Genomic DNA, 24,071 nt, shown 5'->3' on the forward strand with positions numbered 1-24,071 from the left:
CGTAGGTTTTAGCCAGAACGGTAGTGATGGCAGCAGTCAGGGTAGTTTTACCATGGTCAACGTGGCCGATAGTACCAACGTTGACGTGCGGTTTTGTACGTTCAAATTTTTCTTTAGACACGGCTATATTCCTTACTATAGTGCTCTCCCCTTCGGAGAGAGCACGGGACTTAGGTTTTAATCCTGTGGATTATTTACCACGGGCTTCAATAACGGCCTGAGCAACGTTGTTCGGCGCATCATCATACTTCAGGAATTCCATGGTGTATGATGCACGACCTTTGGTCAGAGAACGCAGCTGAGTTGCATAACCGAACATTTCGGACAGCGGTACTTCAGCGTGGATCTTAACGCCGGTTACTTCGGATTCCTGACCGCGCAGCATACCGCGACGACGGCTCAAGTCACCGATAACATCACCAGTGTTCTCTTCCGGAGTTTCTACTTCAACCTTCATGATCGGCTCAAGCAGAACTGGTTTTGCTTTCTTAAAGCCTTCTTTAAAGGCAATAGACGCAGCCAGTTTAAACGCCAGCTCAGAGGAGTCAACGTCGTGGTAAGAACCGAAGTGCAGACGGATACCCATATCAACTACCGGGTAACCTGCCAGCGGACCAGCTTTCAGCTGTTCCTGGATGCCTTTATCAACGGCCGGGATGTATTCGCCAGGAATTACACCACCTTTGATGTCGTTGATGAACTCGTAACCTTTCGGGTTAGAGCCCGGCTCCAGCGGGTACATGTCGATCACAACGTGACCGTACTGACCACGACCACCAGACTGCTTGGCGTGTTTACCTTCGATATCGGTAACTTTCGCGCGAATCGCTTCACGGTAAGCAACCTGAGGTTTACCGACGTTCGCTTCAACGTTGAATTCACGCTTCATACGGTCAACGATGATGTCGAGGTGCAGCTCACCCATACCGGCGATGATGGTCTGGTTAGACTCTTCGTCAGTCCATACGCGGAATGACGGGTCTTCTTTAGCCAGACGACCCAGAGCCAGACCCATTTTTTCCTGGTCAGCTTTGGTTTTCGGCTCAACGGCGATGGAGATTACCGGCTCAGGGAATTCCATACGCTCCAGAATGATCGGCGCATCCGGGTCACACAGGGTGTCACCAGTGGTTACGTCTTTCAGACCGATAGCAGCAGCGATGTCGCCCGCGCGAACTTCTTTGATCTCTTCACGTTTGTTAGCGTGCATCTGTACGATACGACCGAAACGCTCACGTGCAGCTTTCACGGAGTTCAGTACGGTATCACCAGAGTTAACCACACCGGAGTACACACGGAAGAAGGTCAGGTTACCAACAAACGGGTCGGTAGCGATTTTGAACGCCAGTGCAGAGAACGGCTCTTCGTCGCTTGCGTGACGCTCAGCCGGGGTATCTTTACCGTCGTCCAGAATACCGTTGATTGCCGGAACATCAACCGGGGATGGCAGGTAATCAATTACCGCATCCAGCATCGCCTGAACACCTTTGTTCTTGAACGCAGAACCGCAGGTTACCAGGATGATTTCGTTGTTCAGAACACGCTGACGCAGAGCTTTTTTGATCTCTTCTTCAGTCAGTTCTTCACCACCCAGGTATTTCTCCATCAGCTCTTCGGAAGCTTCCGCAGCGGACTCGATCAGGTTCTGGTGCCATTCGTCAGCCAGGTCCTGCATGTCAGCCGGGATATCTTCGTATTCGAAGGTAACGCCCTGGTCTGCATCGTTCCAGTTGATGGCTTTCATTTTCACCAGGTCAACAACACCGGTGAAACCTTCTTCAGCACCAATCGCCAGCTGCAGCGGAACCGGGTTCGCGCCCAGACGGGTTTTGATCTGACCAACAACTTTCAGGAAGTTCGCACCCATGCGGTCCATTTTGTTAACGAACGCAATGCGCGGAACTTTATATTTGTTTGCCTGACGCCATACGGTTTCAGACTGTGGCTGAACACCACCAACTGCGCAGTAAACCATTACCGCACCATCAAGAACACGCATGGAACGTTCTACTTCGATAGTGAAGTCAACGTGCCCCGGGGTGTCGATGATGTTTACACGGTGCGGTTCATACTGCTTAGCCATACCAGACCAGAATGCAGTAGTCGCAGCGGAAGTGATGGTGATACCACGTTCCTGCTCCTGCTCCATCCAGTCCATGGTAGCGGCGCCGTCATGAACTTCACCGATTTTGTGGTTTACACCGGTGTAGAACAGAATACGTTCGGTAGTAGTGGTTTTACCGGCGTCGATGTGCGCACTGATACCGATGTTACGGTAGCGTGCGATGGGTGTTGTACGAGCCATTTGATTCCTCGTTTATTTCTTTAGGCGTTCAGTTAAGTTATCCAGAGCGGGCGACTCATCTGAAGCGCCCGCCTGGTGACTATGACTCCGAAGGGATTACCAACGGTAGTGTGCGAACGCCTTGTTGGCTTCGGCCATACGGTGAACGTCTTCACGTTTCTTAACTGCAGTACCTTTGTTGTCTGCAGCATCAGTGAGTTCGTTCGCCAGGCGCAGAGCCATGGATTTATCACCGCGTTTACGAGCAGCTTCAACGATCCAACGCATTGCCAGAGCATTACGACGAACCGGACGAACTTCAACTGGAACCTGATAAGTAGAACCACCAACGCGGCGAGACTTAACTTCTACAGTCGGGCGCACGTTGTCGAGAGCGACTTCGAAAGCTTCCAGTTCATTTTTACCAGAGCGCTGAGCCAGGGTCTCCAGCGCGCTGTATACGATTGCTTCTGCAGTAGATTTTTTACCATCTACCATCAGGATATTGACAAATTTAGCCAGCAGTTCTGATCCGAACTTCGGATCCGGCAGAATTTTACGCTGACCAATGACGCGACGACGTGGCATGGAAATACTCCGTTGTTAATTCAGGATTGTCCAAAACTCTAAGAGTTTAGTATGACATTAAGGTAAATCAGTTTGGCCTTACTTAACGGAGAACCATTAAGCCTTAGGACGCTTCACGCCGTACTTGGAGCGAGCCTGCTTACGGTCTTTAACGCCGGAGCAGTCAAGCGCACCACGAACGGTGTGGTAACGAACACCCGGAAGGTCTTTAACACGACCGCCACGGATCAGGATCACGGAGTGCTCCTGCAGGTTGTGACCTTCACCACCGATGTAGGAGGTGACTTCGAAACCGTTAGTCAGACGCACACGGCAAACTTTACGCAGTGCGGAGTTCGGTTTCTTAGGAGTGGTGGTATATACGCGAGTACATACGCCACGTTTCTGCGGGCAGGCTTCCAGCGCAGGCACGTTGCTCTTTGCAACTTTGCGTGCGCGTGGTTTGCGTACCAGCTGGTTAATTGTTGCCATTAAATAGCTCCTGGTTTTAGCTTTTGCTTCGTAAACACGTAATAAATCGCCTCATATAATATGAGGACGCAGAATTTTAGGGCGGTGCCGAAAAGGTGTCAAGAAATATACAACGATCCCGCCATCACCAGGCCAGCTGACCGGCATGTTTTACCGTGAGTCTGACGAAATCAGTATAGCTAACCCTACCGACACTGTCCGCAATTTGACCAGCCAGCCCGCGGGCGTCAACGTCGTCTTGCAGCACATAGAGGGTTATGGGGGCGGATTGCAGGATCTCAAGGAAGCGACCGCCGGCGATGGCCGCCGTGACGCCATCAGACAGCAATAACAGATCGTCGCCGTGATCCATCACGCGAAGCATTGCTGCAATATCGGCATGCCAGGGAGAAACACTGAGCGTATGGAGCATGGGGACCTCAGAAACGCAAAATCACATCAAATTCATGCAGACGGGCGCGCAGGGTATCCGGCGCCAGGCATTCGACATCCACCACCCACGGAGTAGCGGGGTCCAGACCGCGCTCCCGCGCGGAGTCGGCACACAGCCAGCACTGATCGATGTCATACAGTGACAGCAGTTTAAAGGTGGCTATGTAGTCGCGAGCCAGCACTGCACCCGGCCGTTGATCGGGCAGCAGTTGAAAAACGCCGTCGCCTACAAAGAACACGCCAATCTCGTCGGTGAGCGCGGAGGTTGCTAATAAGGCATCGAGCCCTTCCCTGCCGGCGGCGCTGCCGTGCGGCGCGGAGGAAAAAATAAAAGCCACACGTTTCATCAGAACTGCACCATCCGATCGCAAGTGAGCGCGGCTTCCGCCAGCGCGCCGAGCCCGCTCAGCGTGAAGCCGGGTTGCAAATTGTGGCTGGCCAGCGCGAGCTGTTGCGCCTCACGCTCGTCCGTTACGCCTCGACGCAAGGCAGCCGCCACGCAGATGTGTAGTGCCACACCTTGTTCATCGTGCAATGATTGCCACGCGCGCACCAGATCGAACTCATCGCTGGCGGGCGCCGTCAGTTGGTTAGCGTTGAGCACGCCTTCGCGATAGAAAAAAACGCATGCCAGTTCATGACCTTCCTGTAATACGGCCTGGGCAAACTGCCAGGCGCTGCTCGCCTGCTGGGTCCCATAGGCAGGGCCAGTCACCGTGAGGGCAAAACGCATTACTTATCCAGCCCCTGGAAATCGCCGCTCTTGAACTGGCGGATATAGAGGTAGACGGTATGCTTGGAGATATTCAGACGATCGGCCACCTGGTTAATGGCGTCTTTGATATCGAAGATCCCTTTTTCGTAGAGATTCAGCACGATTTGGCGGTTTTTCGCATTATTAGACACGCTGCGATCGGCGTTCACCTCTTCAATGGTGAATTCCAGCGTCTGCGCGACCAGATCGTCAACCGAGGAAGCAAAGTTCACCGGTGAGTTGACCTCCGGCGTTTCTGGCGGAATAAAGGTGCTCATGATCTGGGAAAAAGGCACATCCAGATTCATGTTGATGCACAGCAGACCGATCACCCGATGATCGCGATTGCGAATGGCTATCGTCACCGACTTCATCAGTACGCCGCTTTTGGCGCGGGTGAAGTAGCATTTGGAAACGCTGCTATCGGCGCCCGTCATATCGTGCAGCATGCGCAGCGCAAGATCGGTAATCGGTGAACCGATTTGGCGGCCGGTATGTTCACCATTGGCGATACGGATGGCAGAGCATTTAAGATCCTGCAAAGAATGCAGCACGATTTCACAGTGCGAACCGATGAGCATCGCCAACCCGTCCACCACCGCTTCATAAGATTTAAGAATATCGAAATCGGTCTGGTCAAAGGGACGTTGATCCAGCAGGTCAAGCTCGCTGGTTTCGTTGGTTAAAAGCGACCTGGACATGAAAAAAAGCACTCCTTTTCAGGAGCCTGTCGTTATTGTCAGGGCAGGCTCATCATCATTATTAAGCTATCTAAAGTAATACAGCGCCTGAGGATCTTTCCAGTTTTAATTATATCTGCGCTCAATAAAAAAGCCGCCGCCTCTGACGAGACGGCGGCCTGAACCCGATTACTTCTTAGCGTCAGCGTTCGCGTCTGCGGCTTTCGCGTCGCCAGCGGCTTCCGGCTGTGCATCCGCCTTCGGCGCCGGTTTGATATCCAGCAGTTCTACGTCAAAGACCAGCGTAGAGTTGGCCGGGATCCCCGGAACGCCGGTTTTGCCGTAAGCCAGATCCGGTGGAATGACCAGCTTGATTTTACCGCCTTTCTTGATGTTCTTCAGGCCTTCCGTCCAGCCCGGGATCACGCCGTCCAGGCGGAAAGAGAGCGGCTCACCGCGGGTATAAGAGTTATCAAACTCTTTACCGTCGATCAGGGTGCCTTTGTAGTTAACCACCACGGTGTCGCTGTCTTTCGGCGCATCACCAGTGCCTTCTTTCTCGACTTTATACAGCAGGCCAGTTTTCGATGTTTTCACGCCCTTCTCTTTAGCAAAGCTATCGCGGAAGGTTTTGCCTTTGGCTTCGTTCTCAGTCGCGTCTTTTTCCATTTTCTGCTGAGCCGCGGTCTTCACGCGCGTTTCAAAGGCCTGCAGAGTCTGTTCGATCTCCTGGTCGGACAGCTTGCTCTTATCGGCAAACGCGTCCTGTACGCCGGCGATCAGCTGGGCTTTGTCCAGTTTAATGCCCAGCTTTTCTTGTTCTTTCAGGGAGTTTTCCATGTAACGCCCGAGAGACGCGCCCAGTGCATAGGCGGATTTCTGATCGTCATTTTTAAATGCCGATTTACTCTCAGCCGCTGGGGCTGCCTTCGCCGCCGCATCTGCAGCAAAGGTCAGCGGTGCATTCAGGGCGACGGCCATTGTGGTCGCCAGCAGCGTTACTTTAAACAGTGATTTCATCCATTTCTCCAGGGCCGGGGCCTCTCACCCCAGGGTTATCGTAAAAAGCAAAAAACGTACTATAGAACGTTGCCGTTAAAATCTACATACGGACGTTCCTGAATATCGCCTCTTTTAGGACTATTTTTGTATGAATAAGTTTCCTGTCAGACGCAGCGATGCTGCGCGAAAAGAGAAACTTAAGTAGAATCCGCTCGCAGGATCAGACTAAAGAGGTTACCCATGCACGATAGCACATTAGAAACGCGCCTTGCAGAGCTGGAAAGCCGGCTGGCGTTTCAGGAAATCACCATCGAAGACCTCAATAAAACCGTGACCGCCCACGAGATAGAGATGGCGAAGATGCGGGAGCATATGCGTCTGATGATCGAGAAACTGAAGGCGACCCAACCGTCCCATATCGCCTCTCAGGCAGAAGAGACGCCGCCTCCCCATTATTGAGACGTAAAAAAAGCGGGTTTCCCCGCTTTTTTTGGCTATCCGCGCGAACGCGACGCCATTAGTGGCAACCGCAACCGCCGTTACCGCAACCACCTTTGCCGTGTTCATGGTCGTGACCATGATCGTGGCCGTGGCCGCCGCAGCAACCGTCATGACCATGGTCATGATCGTGATCGTGGCCATGCGCGCCATGCACGTGACCATGCTCCAGCTCTTCAGCCGTTGCTTCACGAATAGCGACAACTTCCACATTGAACTTCAGGTTCTGGCCAGCCAGCATGTGGTTGCCATCAACCACAACGTGGTCGTCTTCAACTTCAGTGATTTCTACCGGTACTGGACCCTGATCGGTTTCCGCCAGGAAGCGCATGCCAACCTGCAGTTCATCAACGCCCATAAAGACGTCTTTCGGTACACGCTGCACCAGGTTTTCGTCATACTGGCCGTAAGCGTCGTTAGCGCCGACGGCTACGTCAAATTTGTCGCCCACTTCGTGGCCATCCAGCGCGTTTTCCAGGCCGGAAATCAGGGAGCCGTGACCGTGCAGGTAATCCAGCGGCGCGCTTACCGGAGACTCATCAACCAACACACCGTCTTCTGTACGTACCTGATAGGCCAGGCTGACCACCAGGTCTTTTGCTACTTTCATGATATCTCCTGAGATGGGAAGAATAGTGGCGCAGATTGTAGCGGAATTCTGCAGCCGTGTACCCTCTAGCTTAAAAAAAGCCGACGGATAACGCTAGTCGGGATGAAAAATGCCAATCACCTGCTCCTCTTTGCGTACATGCTCACGGGCCTCTTTATCCGCCTCACGCATCTGATGACCGCACTTAACGCATTCAACGACATCGACATTATTCTCACGCCACATCGCCAGCGAATCCTGCGCCTGGCACGCCGGACATTTCGCCCCGGCAATAAAACGTTTACGCACTGCCATATGATTTACCTTTATTCAAACTCGTCCCAGCCGTCCAGCTGCCGGCTTTCTTTCTGCATTTCACGCTGAAAAATCTCTTCCAGTTCGCGTCGGGCTTCCCGCACGCGAGATACCTGTACCGTATCAGTATGCACTGGCATTAACTCGCGCAGCATTCGCATATCGAGCCGTCGGAAGTGCAGTTGCGCGCGCTGGGCCTGGTGAGGATGCATCCCCAGGGTGATGAGCGCTTTGCGCCCCAGTTCCAGTGCACTGGAGAAGGTTTCACGAGAAAACTGCGTCACACCGGCCTGCAGCAGCTCATGCGCCTCAACGCGACCGCGTGCGCGGGCCAGAATATGCAGATGTGGAAAGTGTTGTTGACACATTTCCACCAGCCGCATGGTGTCTTCTGGCTCATTACAGGTGATGACGATCGACTGCGCCTCTTCCGCTCCCGCCGAGCGCAGCAGCTCCAGCTGGGTGGCATCGCCAAAATAGACTTTATAGCCATAGTTACGCATCAGATTCACCGCGCTGATGTCCCGCTCCAGCACCGTAATACGCATCTTATTGGCCATCAGCAGGCGACCGATAACCTGACCAAAGCGACCAAACCCGACAATAATCACCTGCGGCTTGTCATCCTCCACCCACGGCGCCTCATCGGTATCATCTGCCGGATTCAGCCGTCGCGACAATAGCTTATCTATCCCCTTCATCAGCAGCGGCGTCGTCATCATCGACAACGTCACCGCCACCAGCAACAGCGCCATCTGGTCATGCTGAAACAACCGCTGAGACGCGGGCAACGAAAAGAGGACAAAGGCGAACTCGCCGCCCTGGCTTAATACGCCCGCAAACTGCATCCGCTCTGAACTTCGCAGGCCATAGAGACGGGCCAGCAGATAGAGCACCAGCATTTTTACCGCCACCAGCACCGCCACACTCACCGCCACCCACAGCAGATGGGTATACAGCACGCCAAGGTTCAGCGCCATGCCGACGGAGATAAAGAACAGCCCGAGCAGCAGCCCCTTGAACGGATCGATAGCGATTTCCAGTTCGTGGCGATACTCGCTTTCCGCCAGCAGCACGCCGGCGATAAAGGTACCCAGCGCCATCGACAACCCCAGCGCCTCCATAAACAGCGCCGACCCAAGGACCAGCAGTAGCGTGGCGGCAGTAAACACTTCCCTGACCCCTGAGCTGGCGATGAAACGGAACACCGGCCGCAGCAGATAGCGTCCGCCAATCAGCATCCCGGCAAAGGCCAGGACCTTCATACCGACCGTCAGCCAGTTAACATGCTCATCCACTGAACCGGCCAGCAGGGGCACCAGCGCCAGCGCCGGGATCACCGCCAGATCCTGAAACAGCAGGACCGAAAAGCCTAACTGCCCCGATTCGCTGCGGCTCATTCCCTTCTCACGCATCAGCTGCAGCGCCATGGCGGTGGAAGACATCGCCAGGCCGATCCCGCCGACCACCGCCGCCTGCCATGAAAACCCGGTCGTCATCAGCAGACCGCCGAGGATCGCCGCGCTGAGCATCACCTGCGCCGCGCCAACGCCGAAGATGGAGCTTCGCAGCCGCCATAGCTTGGCCGGATTAAGCTCCAGGCCAATGATAAACATCAGAAACACTACACCGAGCTCAGAGAAATGGAGAATTTCATCCACATCGCTGATAAACCCAAGTCCCCACGGGCCAATCGCAATCCCGGCCAGCAGATAGCCCAGCACCGCGCCAATACCCAATCTTGAGGCCAGAGGTACGGCAATAACGGCGGCGAACAAAAAAAGAACGCCCGCCAGCAGCAAATCAGATCCCGCCATGTATACCTCCGGCGGTAAGGGGATTGGCCAGCCAGTCCCGGTAGGCCCGAGCGCGGCTACGCAATTCCTCTGGCTGTTGCCGCCGGGCCCAGTAGACAATAATGGGGCTCATCCAGTGCATACGGCACATGCCGGCGGTCAGTTCAAAAGGACGTAAAATATCGTTCATCGGATAGCGATTGGCATCGCGACGGTAGGCGCTCTCAGGTTCGCCGGTGGTGATCACACTACGCCAGTACTTTCCCGCCAGTTCGTTCCCCCCGGCACCGCTGGCGAAGCCGCGGCTTAACACACGATCCAGCCACTCCTTGAGCAGCGCCGGACAGCTCCAGGTATATAAAGGATGCTGGAAAACAATCACCTCATGCTGGCGCAGCAGGTCCTGTTCATGAGCGATATCGATAAAAAAATCCGGATAGTGCGCGTAAAGATCGTGCACGGTGACGTTCGGCAACTGTAAGGCCGGCTCTAATAAAACCCGGTTGGCCACGGAATCATGAGATTCTGGGTGGGCATACAGCAGCAACACTTTCGCTGTCTGAGACATCATTCCCCTCCCGTAGGTCTTCTGGCGGCCTGCGCAGCCCCGGTGTTCTGACACCGCCAGAATGACTTTGTGTATCGTCTTCGTTTTGGGCTACCATGGCGGCCCGGTGAAGCGATTCGCTTCCACACTACATTATCATAATGACAAATTAACATAGTCTGAACATACGGCGCCTTATGATTGTTTTCTCCTCGTTACAAATTCGTCGCGGCGTACGCGTCCTGCTGGACAACGCCACCGCTACCATCAACCCTGGCCAAAAGGTCGGTCTGGTGGGGAAAAACGGCTGCGGGAAATCGACGCTGCTATCGCTTTTGAAAAACGAGATAAGCGCTGACGGCGGCAGTATGACCTTTCCAGGCAGCTGGCAGCTGGCATGGGTGAATCAGGAAACCCCGGCGCTGCCTCAGCCGGCTATCGATTATGTTATTGATGGCGATCGTGAATACCGCCAGCTGGAAGCCGCGCTCCAGCAGGCAAATGAGCGCAACGACGGCCATGCCATCGCCACGGTCCACGGCAAGCTGGACGCCATCGACGCCTGGACCATCCGTTCGCGCGCTGCCAGCCTGCTGCACGGTCTGGGATTCAGCAACGAACAGCTGGAGCGGCCGGTCAGCGATTTTTCCGGCGGCTGGCGTATGCGCCTTAACCTCGCCCAGGCGCTGATTTGCCGCTCCGATCTGCTGCTGCTCGATGAACCGACTAACCACCTCGACCTCGATGCCGTCATCTGGCTCGAAAAATGGCTTAAGGGTTACACAGGGACGCTGATCCTGATCTCCCACGATCGCGATTTTCTCGATCCTATCGTCGACAAAATTATCCATATCGAACAGCAGACGATGTTTGAGTACACCGGTAACTACAGCTCGTTCGAAGTGCAGCGCGCTACCCGTCTCTCTCAGCAGCAGGCGATGTACGAAAGCCAGCAGCAGCGCGTTGCGCATCTACAAAGCTATATCGACCGCTTCCGCGCGAAGGCCACCAAGGCCAAGCAGGCGCAAAGCCGTATCAAAATGCTGGAGCGGATGGAGCTTATCGCCCCGGCGCACGTGGATAACCCATTCCACTTCAGTTTCCGCCAGCCGGAGAGTCTGCCTAACCCGCTGCTGAAGATGGAGAAAGTCAGCGCCGGTTACGGCGAGCGTATTATCCTCGACTCCATCAAGCTCAATCTGGTGCCGGGCTCGCGCATCGGCCTGCTGGGCCGCAACGGCGCCGGGAAGTCGACGCTGATTAAGCTGCTGGCAGGTGAACTCCAGCCGGTGAGCGGCGAGATCGGTCTCGCAAAAGGTATCAAGCTCGGCTACTTCGCCCAGCATCAACTGGAGTTCCTGCGTGCCGATGAGTCGCCGCTGCAGCACCTGGCGCGCCTGGCCCCGCAGGAACTGGAACAAAAGCTGCGTGATTATCTGGGCGGCTTTGGTTTCCAGGGCGATAAGGTCAGCGAAGAGACCCGCCGCTTCTCTGGTGGAGAAAAAGCGCGCCTGGTACTGGCCCTGATCGTCTGGCAGCGCCCTAACCTGCTGCTGCTCGATGAACCGACCAACCACCTTGACCTCGATATGCGTCAGGCCTTAACCGAAGCGCTGATCGACTTTGAGGGAGCGCTGGTTGTCGTGTCGCACGATCGTCACCTGATCCGTTCCACCACCGACGATCTGTACCTCGTCCATGACGGTAAAGTCGAGCCGTTCGACGGCGATCTGGAAGATTATCAGCAGTGGCTCAGCGACTCGCAAAAACAGGAATCACAGAGCAGCGACGCGCCAAAAGAGAGCGGCAACAGCGCCCAGGCGCGCAAGGACCAGAAGCGTCGGGAAGCGGAACTGCGCAGCCAGACCCAACCGCTGCGCAAAGAGATCGCCCGTCTGGAAAAAGAGATGGACAAGCTCAACGCGCAGTTGGCCAGTGCGGAAGAAAAACTTGGCGACAGTGAGCTTTATGACGCCTCACGTAAAGCCGAACTAACCGAATGCCTGCAGCAGCAGGCCAGCGCGAAGTCCGGGCTGGAGGAGTGTGAAATGGCCTGGCTGGAGGCCCAGGAGCAGCTGGAGCAGATGCTTCAGGAAGGCTAATATTGACTTCCTCATCCTGCCTGCGCGTACGATGCCGCTGGCAGGGTGGGTTTCTGCCCTCTCCATGGCCTGCCATCAGTGACATCAATGATTTGTTTTTGCTGTAACCTGGCGTCGCTGGCCACAAGACCACATATTGGCTAACCCCTGTGCGCCCTGCGCGGTATAGTCATCATCACGTTTATTAATTGTTCTGGTGCTATGGTTGAAATCATCCCCACAGACATGACGCCCCCCGAAAACGATTCGCGTGAGTTCCATCCGATGCGCGGCGTGGGCAATCGTCATCTGCAAACCATGCTGCCGCGGCTGATTCGCCGTAAATTGCGCTTTACCCCGCACTGGCAGCGCCTTGAGCTGCCAGACGGCGATTTTGTCGATCTGGCCTGGAGCGAAGACCCGCATCAGGCGCGCCATAAGCCGCGCCTCGTCGTCTTTCATGGTCTCGAAGGAAGCCTGCACAGCCCGTACGCCCATGGTCTGATCCACGCGGCGATGCAGCGCGGCTGGCTGGGCGTGGTTATGCATTTCCGCGGCTGCAGCGGCGAACCTAACCGCAATAACCGCATCTATCACTCCGGCGAAACAGAAGATGGCACCTGGTTTCTGCACTGGCTACAGCGCGAGTTTGGTCCCGCGCCGACTGCGGCCGTCGGCTATTCACTGGGCGGCAATATGCTGGGCTGCCTGCTGGCAGAAGAAGGCGACCGCTGCCCGCTGGATGCGGCGGTGATCGTCTCCGCGCCTTTCATGCTCGAAGCCTGCAGCTATCATATGGATAAGGGCTTCTCGCGGGTTTATCAGCGCTATCTGCTCAATCTGTTAAAAGCCAATGCCTCACGCAAGCTGAAAGCGTATCCTGGCTCACTGCCTGTCGATTTACGCCAGCTTAAAGGGATGCGCCGCATCCGGGAATTTGACGATATGATCACCGCCAAAATCCATGGTTTCGCCGATGCGCTGGATTATTACCGGCAATGCAGCGCCATGCCGCGGCTCAGCGATATCACTAAGCCAACGCTCATCATTCACGCGAAAGACGATCCATTTATGGATCACCACTCCATACCACCGCAGGAGCAATTGCCGGCGAACGTTGAGTATCAATTAACTGAGCAAGGCGGCCACGTTGGTTTCGTCGGCGGCACCCTGCGTAAGCCGGAGATGTGGCTGGAAAGACGCATCCCGGACTGGTTAAACCGTTGGCTGGAGGTCCCCGTATGATTATTCCCTGGCAGGATCTGGATCCCGAAACGCTGGATAACCTGATTGAAAGCTTTGTGTTACGTGAAGGCACCGATTATGGTGAACATGAACGTTCACTTGCCGATAAAGTCGCCGATGTAAAACAGCAGTTGAAACGCGGAGAGGCGGTTCTTGTGTGGTCGGAACTGCATGAGACGGTCAATATTATGCCGCGCGCGCTGTTTAACGGCTAAGGCGACGCCACTACATCGTTTAACCAGGGAGTTGTTATGTCTGCCAAACATCCGGTGATCGCCGTCACGGGCTCCAGCGGCGCGGGCACTACCACCACCAGCCTTGCCTTTCGCAAAATCTTCGCGCAGCTAAACCTGCACGCCGCGGAGGTGGAAGGCGATAGCTTTCATCGCTACACCCGCCCGGAAATGGACATGGCGATCCGCAAGGCGCGGGATCAGGGCAAACATATCAGCTACTTTGGCCCGGAGGCGAACGATTTTGGCCTGCTGGAGCAGACCTTTGTCGACTATGGCCGCCACGGAAAAGGCCAGTCGCGGAAATACCTGCACACCTATGACGAAGCCGTACCGTGGAATCAGGTGCCAGGGACTTTCACCCCCTGGCAGCCGCTGCCGGAGCCGACAGACGTACTGTTCTATGAGGGGCTGCACGGCGGGGTTGTCACGCCGCATCATGATGTCGCCAGCCATGTCGACCTGCTGGTCGGCGTAGTGCCTATCGTTAACCTCGAGTGGATCCAAAAGCTTATTCGCGACACCAGCGAGCGCGGCCACTCCCGGGAGGCGGTGATGGACTCAGTCGTCCGCTCGATGGAAGACTACATCAACTTCATTACCCCGCAATTTTCCCGCACCCATATCAACTTTCAGCGCGTGCCGACGGTAGACACTTCCAACCCGTTTGCCGCGAAAACTATTCCCTCGCTGGACGAGAGCTTTGTGGTGATCCATTTCCGTAACCTGCAGAATATCGACTTCCCCTGGCTGCTGGCGATGCTGCAGGGGTCGTTTATCTCGCACATGAACACGCTGGTGGTGCCGGGCGGTAAAATGGGGCTGGCGATGGAGCTTATCATGACGCCGCTGGTCGAGCGCCTGATGGAAGGCCGCAAGATCGGCTAACAGAAAAAACCCCGGCCAGGCCGGGGTTGAGATGCTTCACAACGGCAGGCGAAGACTACGCCTCGATCACTTCATAGGAGTGGGTGATCTTCACCGCTTTTTCCAGCATCAGCGCCACCGAGCAGTATTTCTCTGCCGACAGATCCACCGCCCGGGAGACCGCGGCATCTTTCAGCGCCTTACCGGTGACGATAAAGTGCAGATTAATATGCGTAAACAGACGCGGCGCCTCTTCGCGGCGCTCCGACGTCAGCTTCACTTCGCAGTTGGTCACCTCATGGCGACCTTTTTGCAGAATAGAAACCACATCGATCGCACTGCAACCGCCCGCCGCCATCAGCACCATCTCCATCGGGCTGGGTGCCTTATCCCCGGAGTTGCCATCCATCAGAATCTGGTGTCCTGACGCGGACTCCCCGATAAAGGTTAACCCTTCAACCCATTTCACACGCGCTTGCATAAAATTTAACTCCAGTATCGCAATTTTCCTGTCAGATTACGCGCACATAACAATTCTCGCAACGGAAGGCGACCTGCGTCATGCTGAAGCGAGACACCAGGAGACATGCGGCGAAAGCTATGCTAAAACAGTCTGGATGCTACAGTATTACATTGATGTACTGCATGTATGCAGAGGAGTTCACATTACGGGCTGTCGAAAAATCATCAGCCAGCTTCCCAGGTATAGGGAAACAATACGATTGCATGCCCGGACGCCGTGTAGTGTCGGCGCCCGGAGATAGCTTATAACAGAGGATAACCGCGCATGGTGCTTGGCAAACCGCAAACAGACCCTACCCTTGAATGGTTCTTGTCTCATTGCCACATTCATAAGTACCCATCAAAGAGCACGCTGATCCACCAGGGTGAAAAAGCAGAAACGCTGTACTACATCGTTAAAGGCTCCGTGGCTGTACTCATCAAGGATGAAGAAGGTAAAGAGATGATCCTCTCCTACCTCAACCAGGGCGATTTCATCGGTGAATTAGGCCTGTTTGAAGAGGGTCAGGAGCGTAGCGCCTGGGTACGGGCGAAAACCGCATGTGAAGTGGCCGAAATCTCTTATAAGAAATTCCGTCAGCTGATCCAGGTTAACCCGGACATTCTGATGCGTCTCTCTTCGCAAATGGCTCGCCGTCTGCAGGTCACGTCTGAGAAAGTGGGCAACCTCGCCTTCCTCGACGTGACGGGCCGTATCGCCCAGACGCTGCTGAACCTGGCGAAGCAACCTGATGCCATGACCCACCCGGACGGTATGCAAATTAAAATTACCCGTCAGGAAATTGGTCAGATCGTCGGCTGCTCTCGTGAAACGGTTGGCCGTATTTTGAAAATGCTGGAAGATCAGAACCTGATTTCCGCACACGGTAAAACTATCGTCGTCTACGGCACCCGTTAAGTTGCTAAGCGGCGTATTGCTCCTGCAGTACGCCGTTCTTGTTTTTCCCTCATGTGGCGCAGGCTGATTTACCACCCGGAAGTCAACTATGCACTGCGGCAAACGCTGGTGCTGTGTCTGCCTGTGGCTATCGGTCTTCTGCTCGGCCATCTCCAGCAGGGGCTGTTGTTTTCCTTAGTGCCCGCCTGCTGCAACATTGCCGGTCTTGATACCCCGCATAAGCGCTTTTTCAAACGTCTGATTATCGGCGGCTGTCTGTTTGCCGGATGCAGTCTGGTGGTGCAGTTGCTGCTCGCTCAGGCCATTCCCCTGCCGCTTATTCTCAGCGGCCTGGCGCTATTGCTCGGCGTCACCGCGGAGATCAGTTCGCTGCACGCGCGCCTGCTGCCCGCGTCGCTGATCGCCGCTATCTTTACCCTGAGCCTGGCGGGCAATATGCCCATCTGGGAACCACTACTGATCTACGCTTTCGGTACGCTGTGGTACGGCGTGTTTAACTGGCTCTGGTTCTGGCTGTGGCGCGAACAGCCGCTGCGGGAGTCGCTCAGCCTGCTTTACCGGGAACTGGCTGACTATTGTGAAGCCAAATACAGTCTGTTGACCCAGCATACCGATCCGTCGACCGCCCTGCCGCCGCTGCTCACCCGCCAGCAGAAGGTAGTCGACCTGATTACCCAGTGCTATCAGCAGATGCATATGCTGGCAGCCAACCAACGCAACGATCACAAGCGTCTGCTGCGGGCGTTCCAGGTTGGGCTGGATCTACAGGAACATATTTCGGTTAGCCTGCATCAGCCAGAAGAGGGGCAAAGGCTGGTGGAACGCAGCCATGCCGAAGCGGTGATCCGCTGGAATGCCCAAACCGTCGCTGCCCGCCTGCGCGTACTGGCGGATGATATTCTCTATCATCGCTTTCCGCAGCGCTTTCAGATGGATAAACAGATTGAGGCTCTGGAAAAGATCGCCCGCCAGCATCCGGACAACCCGGTCGGTCAGTTCTGCGCCTGGCACTTTAGCCGTATCGCCCGGGTGCTGCATACCCAGCGCCCCCTGTATGCCCGGGATCTGATGGCCGACAAAGAGCGTCGTTTACCGCTGTTTCCCGCGCTAAAGAACTATCTGTCGCTGAAATCACCCGCACTGCGCAATGCCGCGCGCATCAGCGTGATGCTGAGCGTCGCCAGCCTGATGGGCAACGCCCTGCATTTGCCGAAGCCCTACTGGATCCTGATGACGGTGCTCTTCGTCACGCAAAACGGCTACGGCGCCACGCGGGTGCGAATTGTTCACCGGGCGGCGGGAACGCTCGCCGGCCTGGTCATCGCCGGGCTAACCTTGCACTTTCACGTTCCGGAGAGCTATACCCTGAGCGGGATGCTGCTGATTACCCTGCTCAGCTATCTGATCATCCGTAAACACTATGGCTGGGCGATGGTAGGCTTTACGGTGACGGCGGTGTATACCCTGCAACTGCTGACGCTCAACGGCGAACAGTTTATTGTCGCCCGGCTTATCGACACGCTTATCGGCTGCCTGATCGCCTTCGGCGGGATGGTCTGGCTATGGCCGCAGTGGCAGAGCGGCCTGCTGAAAAAAAACGCCCACGATGCGCTGGAGGCCGACCAGCAGGCGATTCGCCTGATCCTCAGCGCCGATCCAAAAGCCCCCGCGCTGGCCTACCAACGCATGCGCGTCAACCAGGCGCATAACGCGCTCTACAACTCCCTGAATCAAGCGATGCAGGAGCCCGGTTTTAATACCCATTATCTGGAAGATATGAAGCTGTGGGTGACGCACAGTCAGTTTATCGTCGAACACATCAACGCTATGACCACCCTGGCCCGGGAGCATACGATGCTCACCCCGGATCTTGCCCAGCGCTATCTCGAATCTTGTGAGATTGCCTTGCAACGCTGCCAGCAGCGGCTGGACAGCGATGGTCCCGGCAGCGCAGGGGATGCTAATATTCTGGAGTCGCCGGAAACAGAGGTGCCGAACGGTCCGTTAAGCACCCTGGAGCAGCACCTGCAACGCATTCTGAGCCATCTGAACACCATGCATACCATATCGTCAGTAGCATGGCGTCAGCGGCCGCATCATGGCATCTGGCTGCGGAAGATCAGCCGTTAATCACCTTTGCCACTGCCTGGGCAAAACGCGCCATCCCCTCGGCAATATCCTGCTCGTCGATGATCAGCGAGGGAACAAAACGCATCACGTCCGGCCCGGCGTTGAGCACCATGACGCCGGCTTGCGCAGCGGCATAGAGGAAATCACGCGCGCGGCCCTTGTGCTGCGGCTTGAGTTCGGCGCCAATCAGCAGGCCCATCCCGCGAATATCACTGAACAGATCAAATTCAGCATCCAGCTGCTGCAGGTGTTTGACGAACAGTTCGCGCTTCGCGCTCACGCCATCCAGCACCGCCGGGGTATTGATTAGATCGAAGGCGGCGTTGGCGACCGCGCAGGCCAGCGGGTTGCCGCCGTAGGTTGAGCCATGGGAACCCGCATGGAAGGCGCTGGCGATCTCATGGGTGGTCAGCATGGCGCTGACCGGGAAGCCGCCGCCGAGCGCTTTGGCGCTGGTCAGAATATCCGGCGTCACACCGTAATGCATATAGGCGAACAGCGATCCGGTACGTCCCATACCGCACTGCACTTCATCAAAGACTAACAACGCCTGGTGCTGATCGCACAGCTCACGCAGCCCCTGCAGGAAGGCCGGCGTCGCTGCCGTCACGCCGCCTTCGCCCTGAATCGGCTCCACCACCACTGCGCAAGTGTGGTCATCCATCACCGCTTTTACCGCCTGCAGGTCGTTGAAGGGAACATGGACAATATCCGCCGGTTTCGGGCCGAAACCATCGGAGTACTTCGGCTGCCCACCGACGGAAACGGTAAACAGGGAGCGGCCATGGAAGGCATTATGGAAGGCAATGATTTTGGTTTTATACGGGCTATGGCGGGTCACCGCATAGTGACGCGCCAGCTTAAAGGCCGTTTCATTGGCTTCCGTACCGGAGTTCATAAACACCACGCGCTCGGCGAAGGTGGCCTCGACAACTTTACGTCCCAGACGCAGCGCTGGCTCATTGGTAAAGACGTTGCTGGTGTGCCACAGCGTTTCGCCCTGCTCGTGGAGCGCCGCCACCAGCGCCGGGTGGCAATGGCCGAGCGCCGTCACCGCGATACCGCCGGCAAAATCAACATACTCTTTGCCCTGCTGATCCCAGACGCGGCTGCCTTTCCCTTTCACCGGGATGAATTCTGCTGGTGCATAAATCGGCAAAATAATTTCATCGAATGTGGCGCGGGTGATTGCCGGTTGTTCAGTTGCCATGTCTTGCCCATCCCTCTTCGTTATGCAGATGTAATCATGAAAATATAATCACAAAATATGCATAAAAAATCAGTCAATGGCAACTGAAAATCACCGCTTCAGAAAGTTTTCCAGCAATTGATGGCCCTGCTCGCTGAGGATGCTTTCCGGATGAAACTGCACGCCCTCAAGATCCCAGTCGCGGTGGCGGATCCCCATAATCTCAGCGCTGGCGCTGCGGGCGGTGACGATAAACTCGGGCGGGAGCGTCGGCGGATCAATCACCAGCGAGTGATAACGGGTCACCGTCAGGGGATTATTCAGCCCCTGAAACACCCCTTCGCCGTTATGCTCGATAAGCGAGGTTTTACCATGCATCACCTGTGCCGCCCGTACGATGGTCGCGCCAAACGCCTGGGCTATCGCCTGGTGCCCGAGACAGACGCCCAGTAGCGGCGTTTTCCCCGCATAGTGGCGGATAACCGCGAGGGAAATCCCCGCCTCATTCGGCGTGCAGGGGCCTGGCGAGATCACGATTTTCTCCGGCGCCAGCGCCGCTATCTCCTCCAGCGTCAACGCATCATTGCGCCTGACCAGTACTTCCGCACCCAGTTCGCAGAAGTACTGATACAGATTCCAGGTGAAAGAGTCATAGTTATCGATAAGCAGGATCATAGCGGCTCCGGAACAATCAAAACCGGGCTATTCTACTCAGATTCCCGCGCTTCGCTTACCACTTTGCGAAAGATCGCCACCAGCGGAGCCGGATCGCCCATCGCGCTCTGCTGGCAGGCCGCGCTCCAGCCGGCGGGGTCGACGTCACGCCAGTCAAGCAGGTAGCCGGCATGTATCGCCAGCTGTTCAAAGAAAATGCGCTGGGTCAGGCCATTGCCAAGACGAAAAGGGTGCAGCACATTAATTTCGCCATAGAACCAGCTCAGGCGTTCAATAAAGGTCTCGCGCGGCAGGCCATTGAGATAATCCTCCTGCTCAAGGGCCTGCATCAGGGCGTTCCCCTCCTCCTCGATCCGGGCAAAGTGGCAGAACGGCGTATCGCCCAGGTAGAGGTTCACTTCACGTAACCGGCCGGCCCAGTCAAACAGATCCTGATACAGCTGATGATGAATCGCGCACAGATAGGGTAAGCCGCGCACCCGCGGCCCCAGCGGCAAGGTTGCCGCCCGCAACGCCGTCATCTCAAAGGCGGCCTGTTGCAGATTTTTAGCCTGCCGGATGCCGAGGCGGTTGCGCAGGACATTCAGCGCCGGGTAGAGGTAAGGATCGCGTTCATCGCCGAATTTATCGCTCATACTCCCTCCGCAGCGTCGCCAGACGCGCCAGCGCCTCTTCGGCAGTCAACGTAACCAGCGGCACCGTCACGCCTTCAAGGCGACGACTGGCCTGAAAATTGGTATTGCGTGTCTGTTCCCAGAGTCGGGATTTTTGCTTTTCGGTGAGTGGACGCATCGTCGCCCCCCTTATCGTCCCCTGTGTGCCACAAGTATAAGCAGCAATTTCAGGTTATGCCGGGAGGCAACCGGGCGCGGCGATAGCACACCGCGCCGTGGAAGGATTAGGGCAGCACTTTCGCAGAGAGGATAACAACCGGTTTGGTCGGCACATTCTGGTATGGGCCGACGTTATGGGTCTGGACCTGGGAGATCTTATCCGCGACGTCCATACCTTTCACTACCTTGCCAAACACCGCATAGCCAAAGTCGCGCTGACCATGGTCAAGGAAGGCGTTATCCGCCACGTTGATGAAGAACTGGCTGGTGGCGCTATCCTGGTCGGCGGTACGCGCCATCGCGATGGTACCGCGGGTGTTGCGCAGGCCGTTGTCTGCTTCATTCTTAATCGGCGGGTTAGGCTGTTTCTGCTGCATCTGCTCGTTAAAGCCACCGCCCTGCACCATGAAACCCGGGATCACGCGGTGGAAGGTGGTGTTGTTGTAGAAGCCGCTGTTGACGTACTTCAGGAAGTTATCCACGGAAATCGGGGCTTTCTGACTGTTTAACTCAAGCTCAATGTTCCCTGCCGAGGTGGTCAGCAGCACATGCGGATCGCCCTTTGCCGCCATGGCCGGGGAGAACGCTGAAATGGCGAAAACGGCAGCCATCGCCGCCAGTGTTGATTTGAGCATGGAAATTCCTTAACGGAGCAGAATAAAAGCGAGTGCCTTGATTCTAAAGAGCCTTTGCATCCTGGGCCAGCCTTTTACCAAATTTTACTTAGCTGTAATAATTGTAACCGCGCAAACGTTCTCCTGTGCGGCGAATAAAGTGTGATGCATGTCACATTAAACCATGCAAAAGATAACCACTTTCACAATAAACATTTGATTACATCACCTGAACGAATAAAATCTGTCCGCCCGGCGCAGCGTCAACGCGCTTTACCTTTCTATTCACAGGCCAGTCATGACTAACAGCAACCGTATTAAGCTCACATGGATCAGCTTCTTCTCCTACGCCCTGACCGGCGCGTTGGTGATCGTCACCGGGATGGTGATGGGTAACATTGCGGATTATTTCCATCTGCCCGTTTCCAGTATGAGCAACACCTTTACCTTTCTGAACGCCGGTATTCTGATCTCTATCTTCCTCAATGCCTGGCTGATGGAAATCGTGCCGCTGAAAACTCAGCTGCGCTTTGGCTTTATTCTGATGGTGCTGGCGGTGGCCGGCCTGATGCTCAGCCACAGCCTGGCGCTGTTTTCCGCGTCGATGTTCGTTCTCGGGCTGGTGAGCGGGATCACCATGTCGATCGGGACCTTCCTGATCACCCATATGTATGAAGGCCGTCAGCGCGGAGCGCGTCTGCTGTTTACCGACTCCTTCTTTAGCATGGCGGGAATGATTTTCCCGATGGTCGCCGCCGTCCTGCTGGCGCGCAGCATCGAGTGGTACTGGGTCTACGCCTGTATTGGTCTGGTGTATGTCGCCATTTTCGTCCTGACTTTCGGCTGTGATTTTCCGGTGTTGGGCAAAAAAGCGCAGAGCGAAAACAGCCAGCCGGTAGTGAAAGAGAAGTGGGGCATCGGCGTGCTGTTCCTCTCCGTTGCGGCGCTGTGCTACATCCTCGGTCAGCTGGGCTTTATCTCCTGGGTACCGGAATATGCGAAGAGCCTGGGCATGAGCCTCGGGGATGCCGGTAAACTGGTGAGCGATTTCTGGATGTCCTACATGATCGGCATGTGGTCATTCAGCTTCATCCTGCGCTTCTTCGACCTGCAGCGTATCTTAACCGTCCTCGCCGGGCTCGCGACGGTGCTGATGTACCTGTTTATCAATGGTTCCCCGGAGCATATGCCGTGGTTTATTCTGACCCTGGGCTTCTTCTCCAGCGCCATCTACACCTCGATCATTACGCTCGGCTCGCAGCAGACGCGGGTCGCTTCGCCGAAGCTGGTGAACTTTATCCTCACCTGCGGCACCATCGGCACCATGCTCACTTTCGTGGTCACCGGCCCGATTGTGGCTGCCAGCGGTCCACTGGCAGCGCTGCACACCGCTAACGGCCTCTATGCCGTGGTATTCGTGATGTGCTTTATCCTCGGCTTCGTCTCCCGTCACCGCCAGAACAACGCTCAGGCGGCGTCTCACTAAGCCTTCGGCCCCTTTGCGTCCGCAAGGGGGCTGTTCCTCATAAAAGAGAGCTCCTCGCCACCGCGGTCGGTCTGGATCCAGGTTTGCGCCAGCTGGGTGGTCGCGATCACCCTTCCCTGACGAATTGACCAGCGCACAGGCACCTGGCAGCGGACGGCCTCAAAGCCATTCTCCGCCGGGAGAATGATCAGGTTAGCCGGGTTGCCGCTGACAATGCCGTAATCCTCCAGGCCAAACGTGCGGGCGCTGTTGGCGGTGATAAGCTTCAGACCGTCGTTGATCTGCTGGTAGCCCATCAGCTGGCAGACGTGCAGGCCCATATGCAGGACCTGCAGCATATTGCCGGTCCCCAGCGGGTACCACGGGTCAAAGACGTCATCATGACCAAAGCACACGTTGATCCCCGCCGCCATCAGCTCCTTCACCCGGGTAATCCCCCGTCGCTTAGGGTAGTCATCAAACCGGCCCTGCAGATGAATATTCACCAGCGGATTGGCGACAAAGTTGATACCGGAGAGCTTAAGCAGGCGGAACAGGCGCGAGGTATAAGCGCCATTATAGGAGTGCATGGCGGTGGTATGGCTGGCCGTCACCCGCGCCCCTATCCCCGCCTTTAACGCCAGCGCGGCAACGGTTTCAACAAAGCGCGACTGTTCATCGTCAATTTCATCGCAGTGAATATCCAGCGGGCGATCATATTTTTGCGCCAGCCGGAAGGCGATATGCAGCGACTCCACCCCATATTCACGGGTGAACTCAAAATGCGGGATGGCCCCAACGACGTCCGCCCCCAGCTTGAGGGCCTCCTCCAGCAGCGCCTCGCCGTTGGGGTAAGAGAGGATCCCCTCCTGTGGAAAAGCAACTATCTGCAACTCAACCCATGGCGCGACCTCCCGTTTGACCTCCAGCATCGCCTTCAGCGCTGTTAACGTGGGATCGGAGACGTCGACATGAGTGCGGACAAACTGCACGCCATTGGCGATCTGCCACTTCAGGGTTTTCCACGCCCGGGCTTTGACGTCCTCATGGCTGAGCAGCGCTTTTCGCTCCGCCCAGCGCTCAATCCCCTCGAACAGGGTGCCGGACTGGTTCCAGTGCGGCTCGCCGGCCGTCTGGGTGGTATCCAGGTGGATATGCGGCTCAATAAAAGGCGGGATCGCCAGCCCGCCGCGAGCGTTCAACACCTCGTAGCTTTCGTCGCGCGCCTCGCCCATCGGCGTGATCTCGCCAAAGCGGCCCTTATCAATCGCTATTTGCCACAGGCCGTCGCGGTCTGCCAGGCGTACGTTCTGAATTAACCAAAGCGGCGCTGCTGTCATATCACCTTCTCCATTCAATATGG

Annotated in this window: 28 protein-coding genes; 8 read left to right on the top strand and 20 right to left on the bottom strand. The window is 56.0% G+C overall.

Annotation, left to right across the window (positions count from 1 at the left end):
* The 9 genes from HMPREF3142_RS28100 to fkpA all read right to left on the bottom strand — a co-directional run.
* On the bottom strand, positions 1-121 hold a 121-nt coding region (locus HMPREF3142_RS28100; RefSeq protein ID WP_001693590.1), incomplete at its 3' end, for a GTP-binding protein.
* Between the two features lie 69 nt (positions 122-190).
* Positions 191-2,305 (bottom strand): elongation factor G, encoded by a 2,115-nt coding sequence (gene fusA / locus HMPREF3142_RS16300; RefSeq protein WP_008807045.1) that lies wholly within the window; start codon positions 2,303-2,305, stop codon positions 191-193.
* 96 nt (positions 2,306-2,401) lie between these two features.
* Entirely contained in the window at positions 2,402-2,872 is a 471-nt protein-coding gene (gene rpsG, locus HMPREF3142_RS16305; protein ID WP_008807044.1) for a 30S ribosomal protein S7, read from the bottom strand.
* Positions 2,873-2,968: 96 nt separating this feature from the next.
* A complete protein-coding gene (gene rpsL / locus HMPREF3142_RS16310; protein WP_002920115.1) occupies positions 2,969-3,343 on the bottom strand; it encodes a 30S ribosomal protein S12 in 375 nt (124 codons plus the stop codon).
* 124 nt (positions 3,344-3,467) lie between these two features.
* A complete protein-coding gene (gene tusB, locus HMPREF3142_RS16315; protein WP_008807043.1) occupies positions 3,468-3,755 on the bottom strand; it encodes a sulfurtransferase complex subunit TusB in 288 nt (95 codons plus the stop codon).
* A 7-nt stretch (positions 3,756-3,762) separates the two neighbouring features.
* Positions 3,763-4,122 carry a sulfurtransferase complex subunit TusC gene (gene tusC, locus HMPREF3142_RS16320; protein ID WP_070612229.1) on the bottom strand — a complete coding sequence of 120 codons (360 nt, stop codon included), beginning with the start codon at positions 4,120-4,122 and terminating at the stop codon, positions 3,763-3,765.
* Positions 4,122-4,508: a sulfurtransferase complex subunit TusD gene (gene tusD / locus HMPREF3142_RS16325; protein ID WP_008807041.1), complete on the bottom strand. Its 387-nt coding sequence runs from the start codon at positions 4,506-4,508 to the stop codon at positions 4,122-4,124. The genes tusC and tusD overlap by 1 nt, the downstream gene beginning before the upstream one ends.
* A complete protein-coding gene (locus HMPREF3142_RS16330; protein ID WP_002920130.1) occupies positions 4,508-5,230 on the bottom strand; it encodes a helix-turn-helix transcriptional regulator in 723 nt (240 codons plus the stop codon). The genes tusD and HMPREF3142_RS16330 overlap by 1 nt, the downstream gene beginning before the upstream one ends.
* 168 nt (positions 5,231-5,398) lie before the next feature.
* The gene (gene fkpA / locus HMPREF3142_RS16335) at positions 5,399-6,229 is read right to left on the bottom strand and encodes an FKBP-type peptidyl-prolyl cis-trans isomerase (RefSeq protein ID WP_012540430.1); all 831 of its coding nucleotides are present in this window, start codon (positions 6,227-6,229) and stop codon (positions 5,399-5,401) included.
* 222 nt (positions 6,230-6,451) lie between these two features.
* Between fkpA and HMPREF3142_RS16340 the strand changes: the two genes are divergently transcribed.
* On the top strand, positions 6,452-6,670 hold the full coding sequence (locus tag HMPREF3142_RS16340; protein ID WP_002920136.1) for a protein SlyX: 219 nt from the start codon (positions 6,452-6,454) through the stop codon (positions 6,668-6,670).
* Positions 6,671-6,728: 58 nt separating this feature from the next.
* Here the strand turns inward: HMPREF3142_RS16340 and slyD are convergent, their stop codons facing one another.
* From slyD to kefG, 4 genes are all read right to left on the bottom strand, one after another.
* Complete coding sequence (gene slyD / locus HMPREF3142_RS16345) at positions 6,729-7,319, bottom strand: peptidylprolyl isomerase (RefSeq protein WP_008807039.1); 591 nt, start codon at positions 7,317-7,319, stop codon at positions 6,729-6,731.
* Between the two features lie 93 nt (positions 7,320-7,412).
* Entirely contained in the window at positions 7,413-7,613 is a 201-nt protein-coding gene (locus HMPREF3142_RS16350) for a YheV family putative zinc ribbon protein (RefSeq protein ID WP_002920143.1), read from the bottom strand.
* A gap of 11 nt (positions 7,614-7,624) precedes the next feature.
* Positions 7,625-9,430, bottom strand: a complete 1,806-nt coding sequence (kefB, locus tag HMPREF3142_RS16355) for a glutathione-regulated potassium-efflux system protein KefB (RefSeq protein WP_070612230.1) — start codon at positions 9,428-9,430, stop codon at positions 7,625-7,627.
* The gene (kefG, locus tag HMPREF3142_RS16360; RefSeq protein ID WP_008807037.1) at positions 9,417-9,980 is read right to left on the bottom strand and encodes a glutathione-regulated potassium-efflux system ancillary protein KefG; all 564 of its coding nucleotides are present in this window, start codon (positions 9,978-9,980) and stop codon (positions 9,417-9,419) included. The genes kefB and kefG overlap by 14 nt, the downstream gene beginning before the upstream one ends.
* A 173-nt stretch (positions 9,981-10,153) precedes the next feature.
* On the opposite strand from kefG, the gene HMPREF3142_RS16365 reads away from it, so the two are divergent.
* From HMPREF3142_RS16365 to HMPREF3142_RS16380, 4 genes are all read left to right on the top strand, one after another.
* Positions 10,154-12,058 (top strand): ABC transporter ATP-binding protein, encoded by a 1,905-nt coding sequence (locus tag HMPREF3142_RS16365; protein ID WP_008807036.1) that lies wholly within the window; start codon positions 10,154-10,156, stop codon positions 12,056-12,058.
* Positions 12,059-12,283: 225 nt separating this feature from the next.
* Positions 12,284-13,282 carry a hydrolase gene (locus HMPREF3142_RS16370; RefSeq protein ID WP_162493231.1) on the top strand — a complete coding sequence of 333 codons (999 nt, stop codon included), beginning with the start codon at positions 12,284-12,286 and terminating at the stop codon, positions 13,280-13,282.
* Entirely contained in the window at positions 13,279-13,497 is a 219-nt protein-coding gene (locus tag HMPREF3142_RS16375; protein ID WP_002920151.1) for a YheU family protein, read from the top strand. Before HMPREF3142_RS16370 ends, HMPREF3142_RS16375 begins: the two co-directional genes overlap by 4 nt.
* A gap of 36 nt (positions 13,498-13,533) precedes the next feature.
* Positions 13,534-14,403, top strand: coding sequence for a phosphoribulokinase (locus tag HMPREF3142_RS16380; RefSeq protein ID WP_008807033.1), 870 nt, complete (start codon positions 13,534-13,536; stop codon positions 14,401-14,403).
* 55 nt (positions 14,404-14,458) lie between these two features.
* On the opposite strand, the gene HMPREF3142_RS16385 is transcribed toward HMPREF3142_RS16380, so the two are convergent.
* Complete coding sequence (locus tag HMPREF3142_RS16385) at positions 14,459-14,863, bottom strand: OsmC family protein (RefSeq protein WP_004202200.1); 405 nt, start codon at positions 14,861-14,863, stop codon at positions 14,459-14,461.
* A 306-nt stretch (positions 14,864-15,169) separates the two neighbouring features.
* Between HMPREF3142_RS16385 and crp the strand changes: the two genes are divergently transcribed.
* Both crp and HMPREF3142_RS16395 read left to right on the top strand, forming a co-directional pair.
* The gene (gene crp / locus HMPREF3142_RS16390; protein WP_000242758.1) at positions 15,170-15,802 is read left to right on the top strand and encodes a cAMP-activated global transcriptional regulator CRP; all 633 of its coding nucleotides are present in this window, start codon (positions 15,170-15,172) and stop codon (positions 15,800-15,802) included.
* A gap of 51 nt (positions 15,803-15,853) precedes the next feature.
* Positions 15,854-17,932 (top strand): YccS/YhfK family putative transporter, encoded by a 2,079-nt coding sequence (locus HMPREF3142_RS16395; protein WP_070612231.1) that lies wholly within the window; start codon positions 15,854-15,856, stop codon positions 17,930-17,932.
* On the opposite strand, the gene argD is transcribed toward HMPREF3142_RS16395, so the two are convergent.
* The 5 genes from argD to ppiA form a co-directional block, all read right to left on the bottom strand.
* Positions 17,922-19,142 (bottom strand): bifunctional acetylornithine/succinyldiaminopimelate transaminase, encoded by a 1,221-nt coding sequence (argD, locus tag HMPREF3142_RS16400; protein ID WP_048268273.1) that lies wholly within the window; start codon positions 19,140-19,142, stop codon positions 17,922-17,924. The two genes, HMPREF3142_RS16395 and argD, sit on opposite strands and share 11 nt — an antisense overlap.
* A 90-nt stretch (positions 19,143-19,232) precedes the next feature.
* Positions 19,233-19,796, bottom strand: a complete 564-nt coding sequence (gene pabA, locus HMPREF3142_RS16405; protein ID WP_008807029.1) for an aminodeoxychorismate synthase component 2 — start codon at positions 19,794-19,796, stop codon at positions 19,233-19,235.
* Positions 19,797-19,828: 32 nt separating this feature from the next.
* Positions 19,829-20,431 carry a putative adenosine monophosphate-protein transferase Fic gene (locus HMPREF3142_RS16410; protein ID WP_008807028.1) on the bottom strand — a complete coding sequence of 201 codons (603 nt, stop codon included), beginning with the start codon at positions 20,429-20,431 and terminating at the stop codon, positions 19,829-19,831.
* Positions 20,421-20,588: a YhfG family protein gene (locus HMPREF3142_RS16415; protein ID WP_012540423.1), complete on the bottom strand. Its 168-nt coding sequence runs from the start codon at positions 20,586-20,588 to the stop codon at positions 20,421-20,423. Before HMPREF3142_RS16415 ends, HMPREF3142_RS16410 begins: the two co-directional genes overlap by 11 nt.
* Positions 20,589-20,694: 106 nt before the next feature.
* The gene (gene ppiA / locus HMPREF3142_RS16420) at positions 20,695-21,264 is read right to left on the bottom strand and encodes a peptidylprolyl isomerase A (RefSeq protein WP_002920238.1); all 570 of its coding nucleotides are present in this window, start codon (positions 21,262-21,264) and stop codon (positions 20,695-20,697) included.
* A gap of 277 nt (positions 21,265-21,541) precedes the next feature.
* Between ppiA and tsgA the strand changes: the two genes are divergently transcribed.
* On the top strand, positions 21,542-22,729 hold the full coding sequence (gene tsgA, locus HMPREF3142_RS16425; RefSeq protein ID WP_002920240.1) for an MFS transporter TsgA: 1,188 nt from the start codon (positions 21,542-21,544) through the stop codon (positions 22,727-22,729).
* Here the strand turns inward: tsgA and HMPREF3142_RS16430 are convergent.
* The gene (locus tag HMPREF3142_RS16430) at positions 22,726-24,048 is read right to left on the bottom strand and encodes a cytosine deaminase (protein WP_012540421.1); all 1,323 of its coding nucleotides are present in this window, start codon (positions 24,046-24,048) and stop codon (positions 22,726-22,728) included. The two genes, tsgA and HMPREF3142_RS16430, sit on opposite strands and share 4 nt — an antisense overlap.
* Between the last annotated feature and the right edge of the window lie 23 nt (positions 24,049-24,071).

Source organism: Klebsiella sp. HMSC16C06 (assembly GCF_001808325.1).
In the GTDB taxonomy this organism is placed as follows: Bacteria; Pseudomonadota; Gammaproteobacteria; order Enterobacterales; family Enterobacteriaceae; genus Klebsiella; species Klebsiella variicola.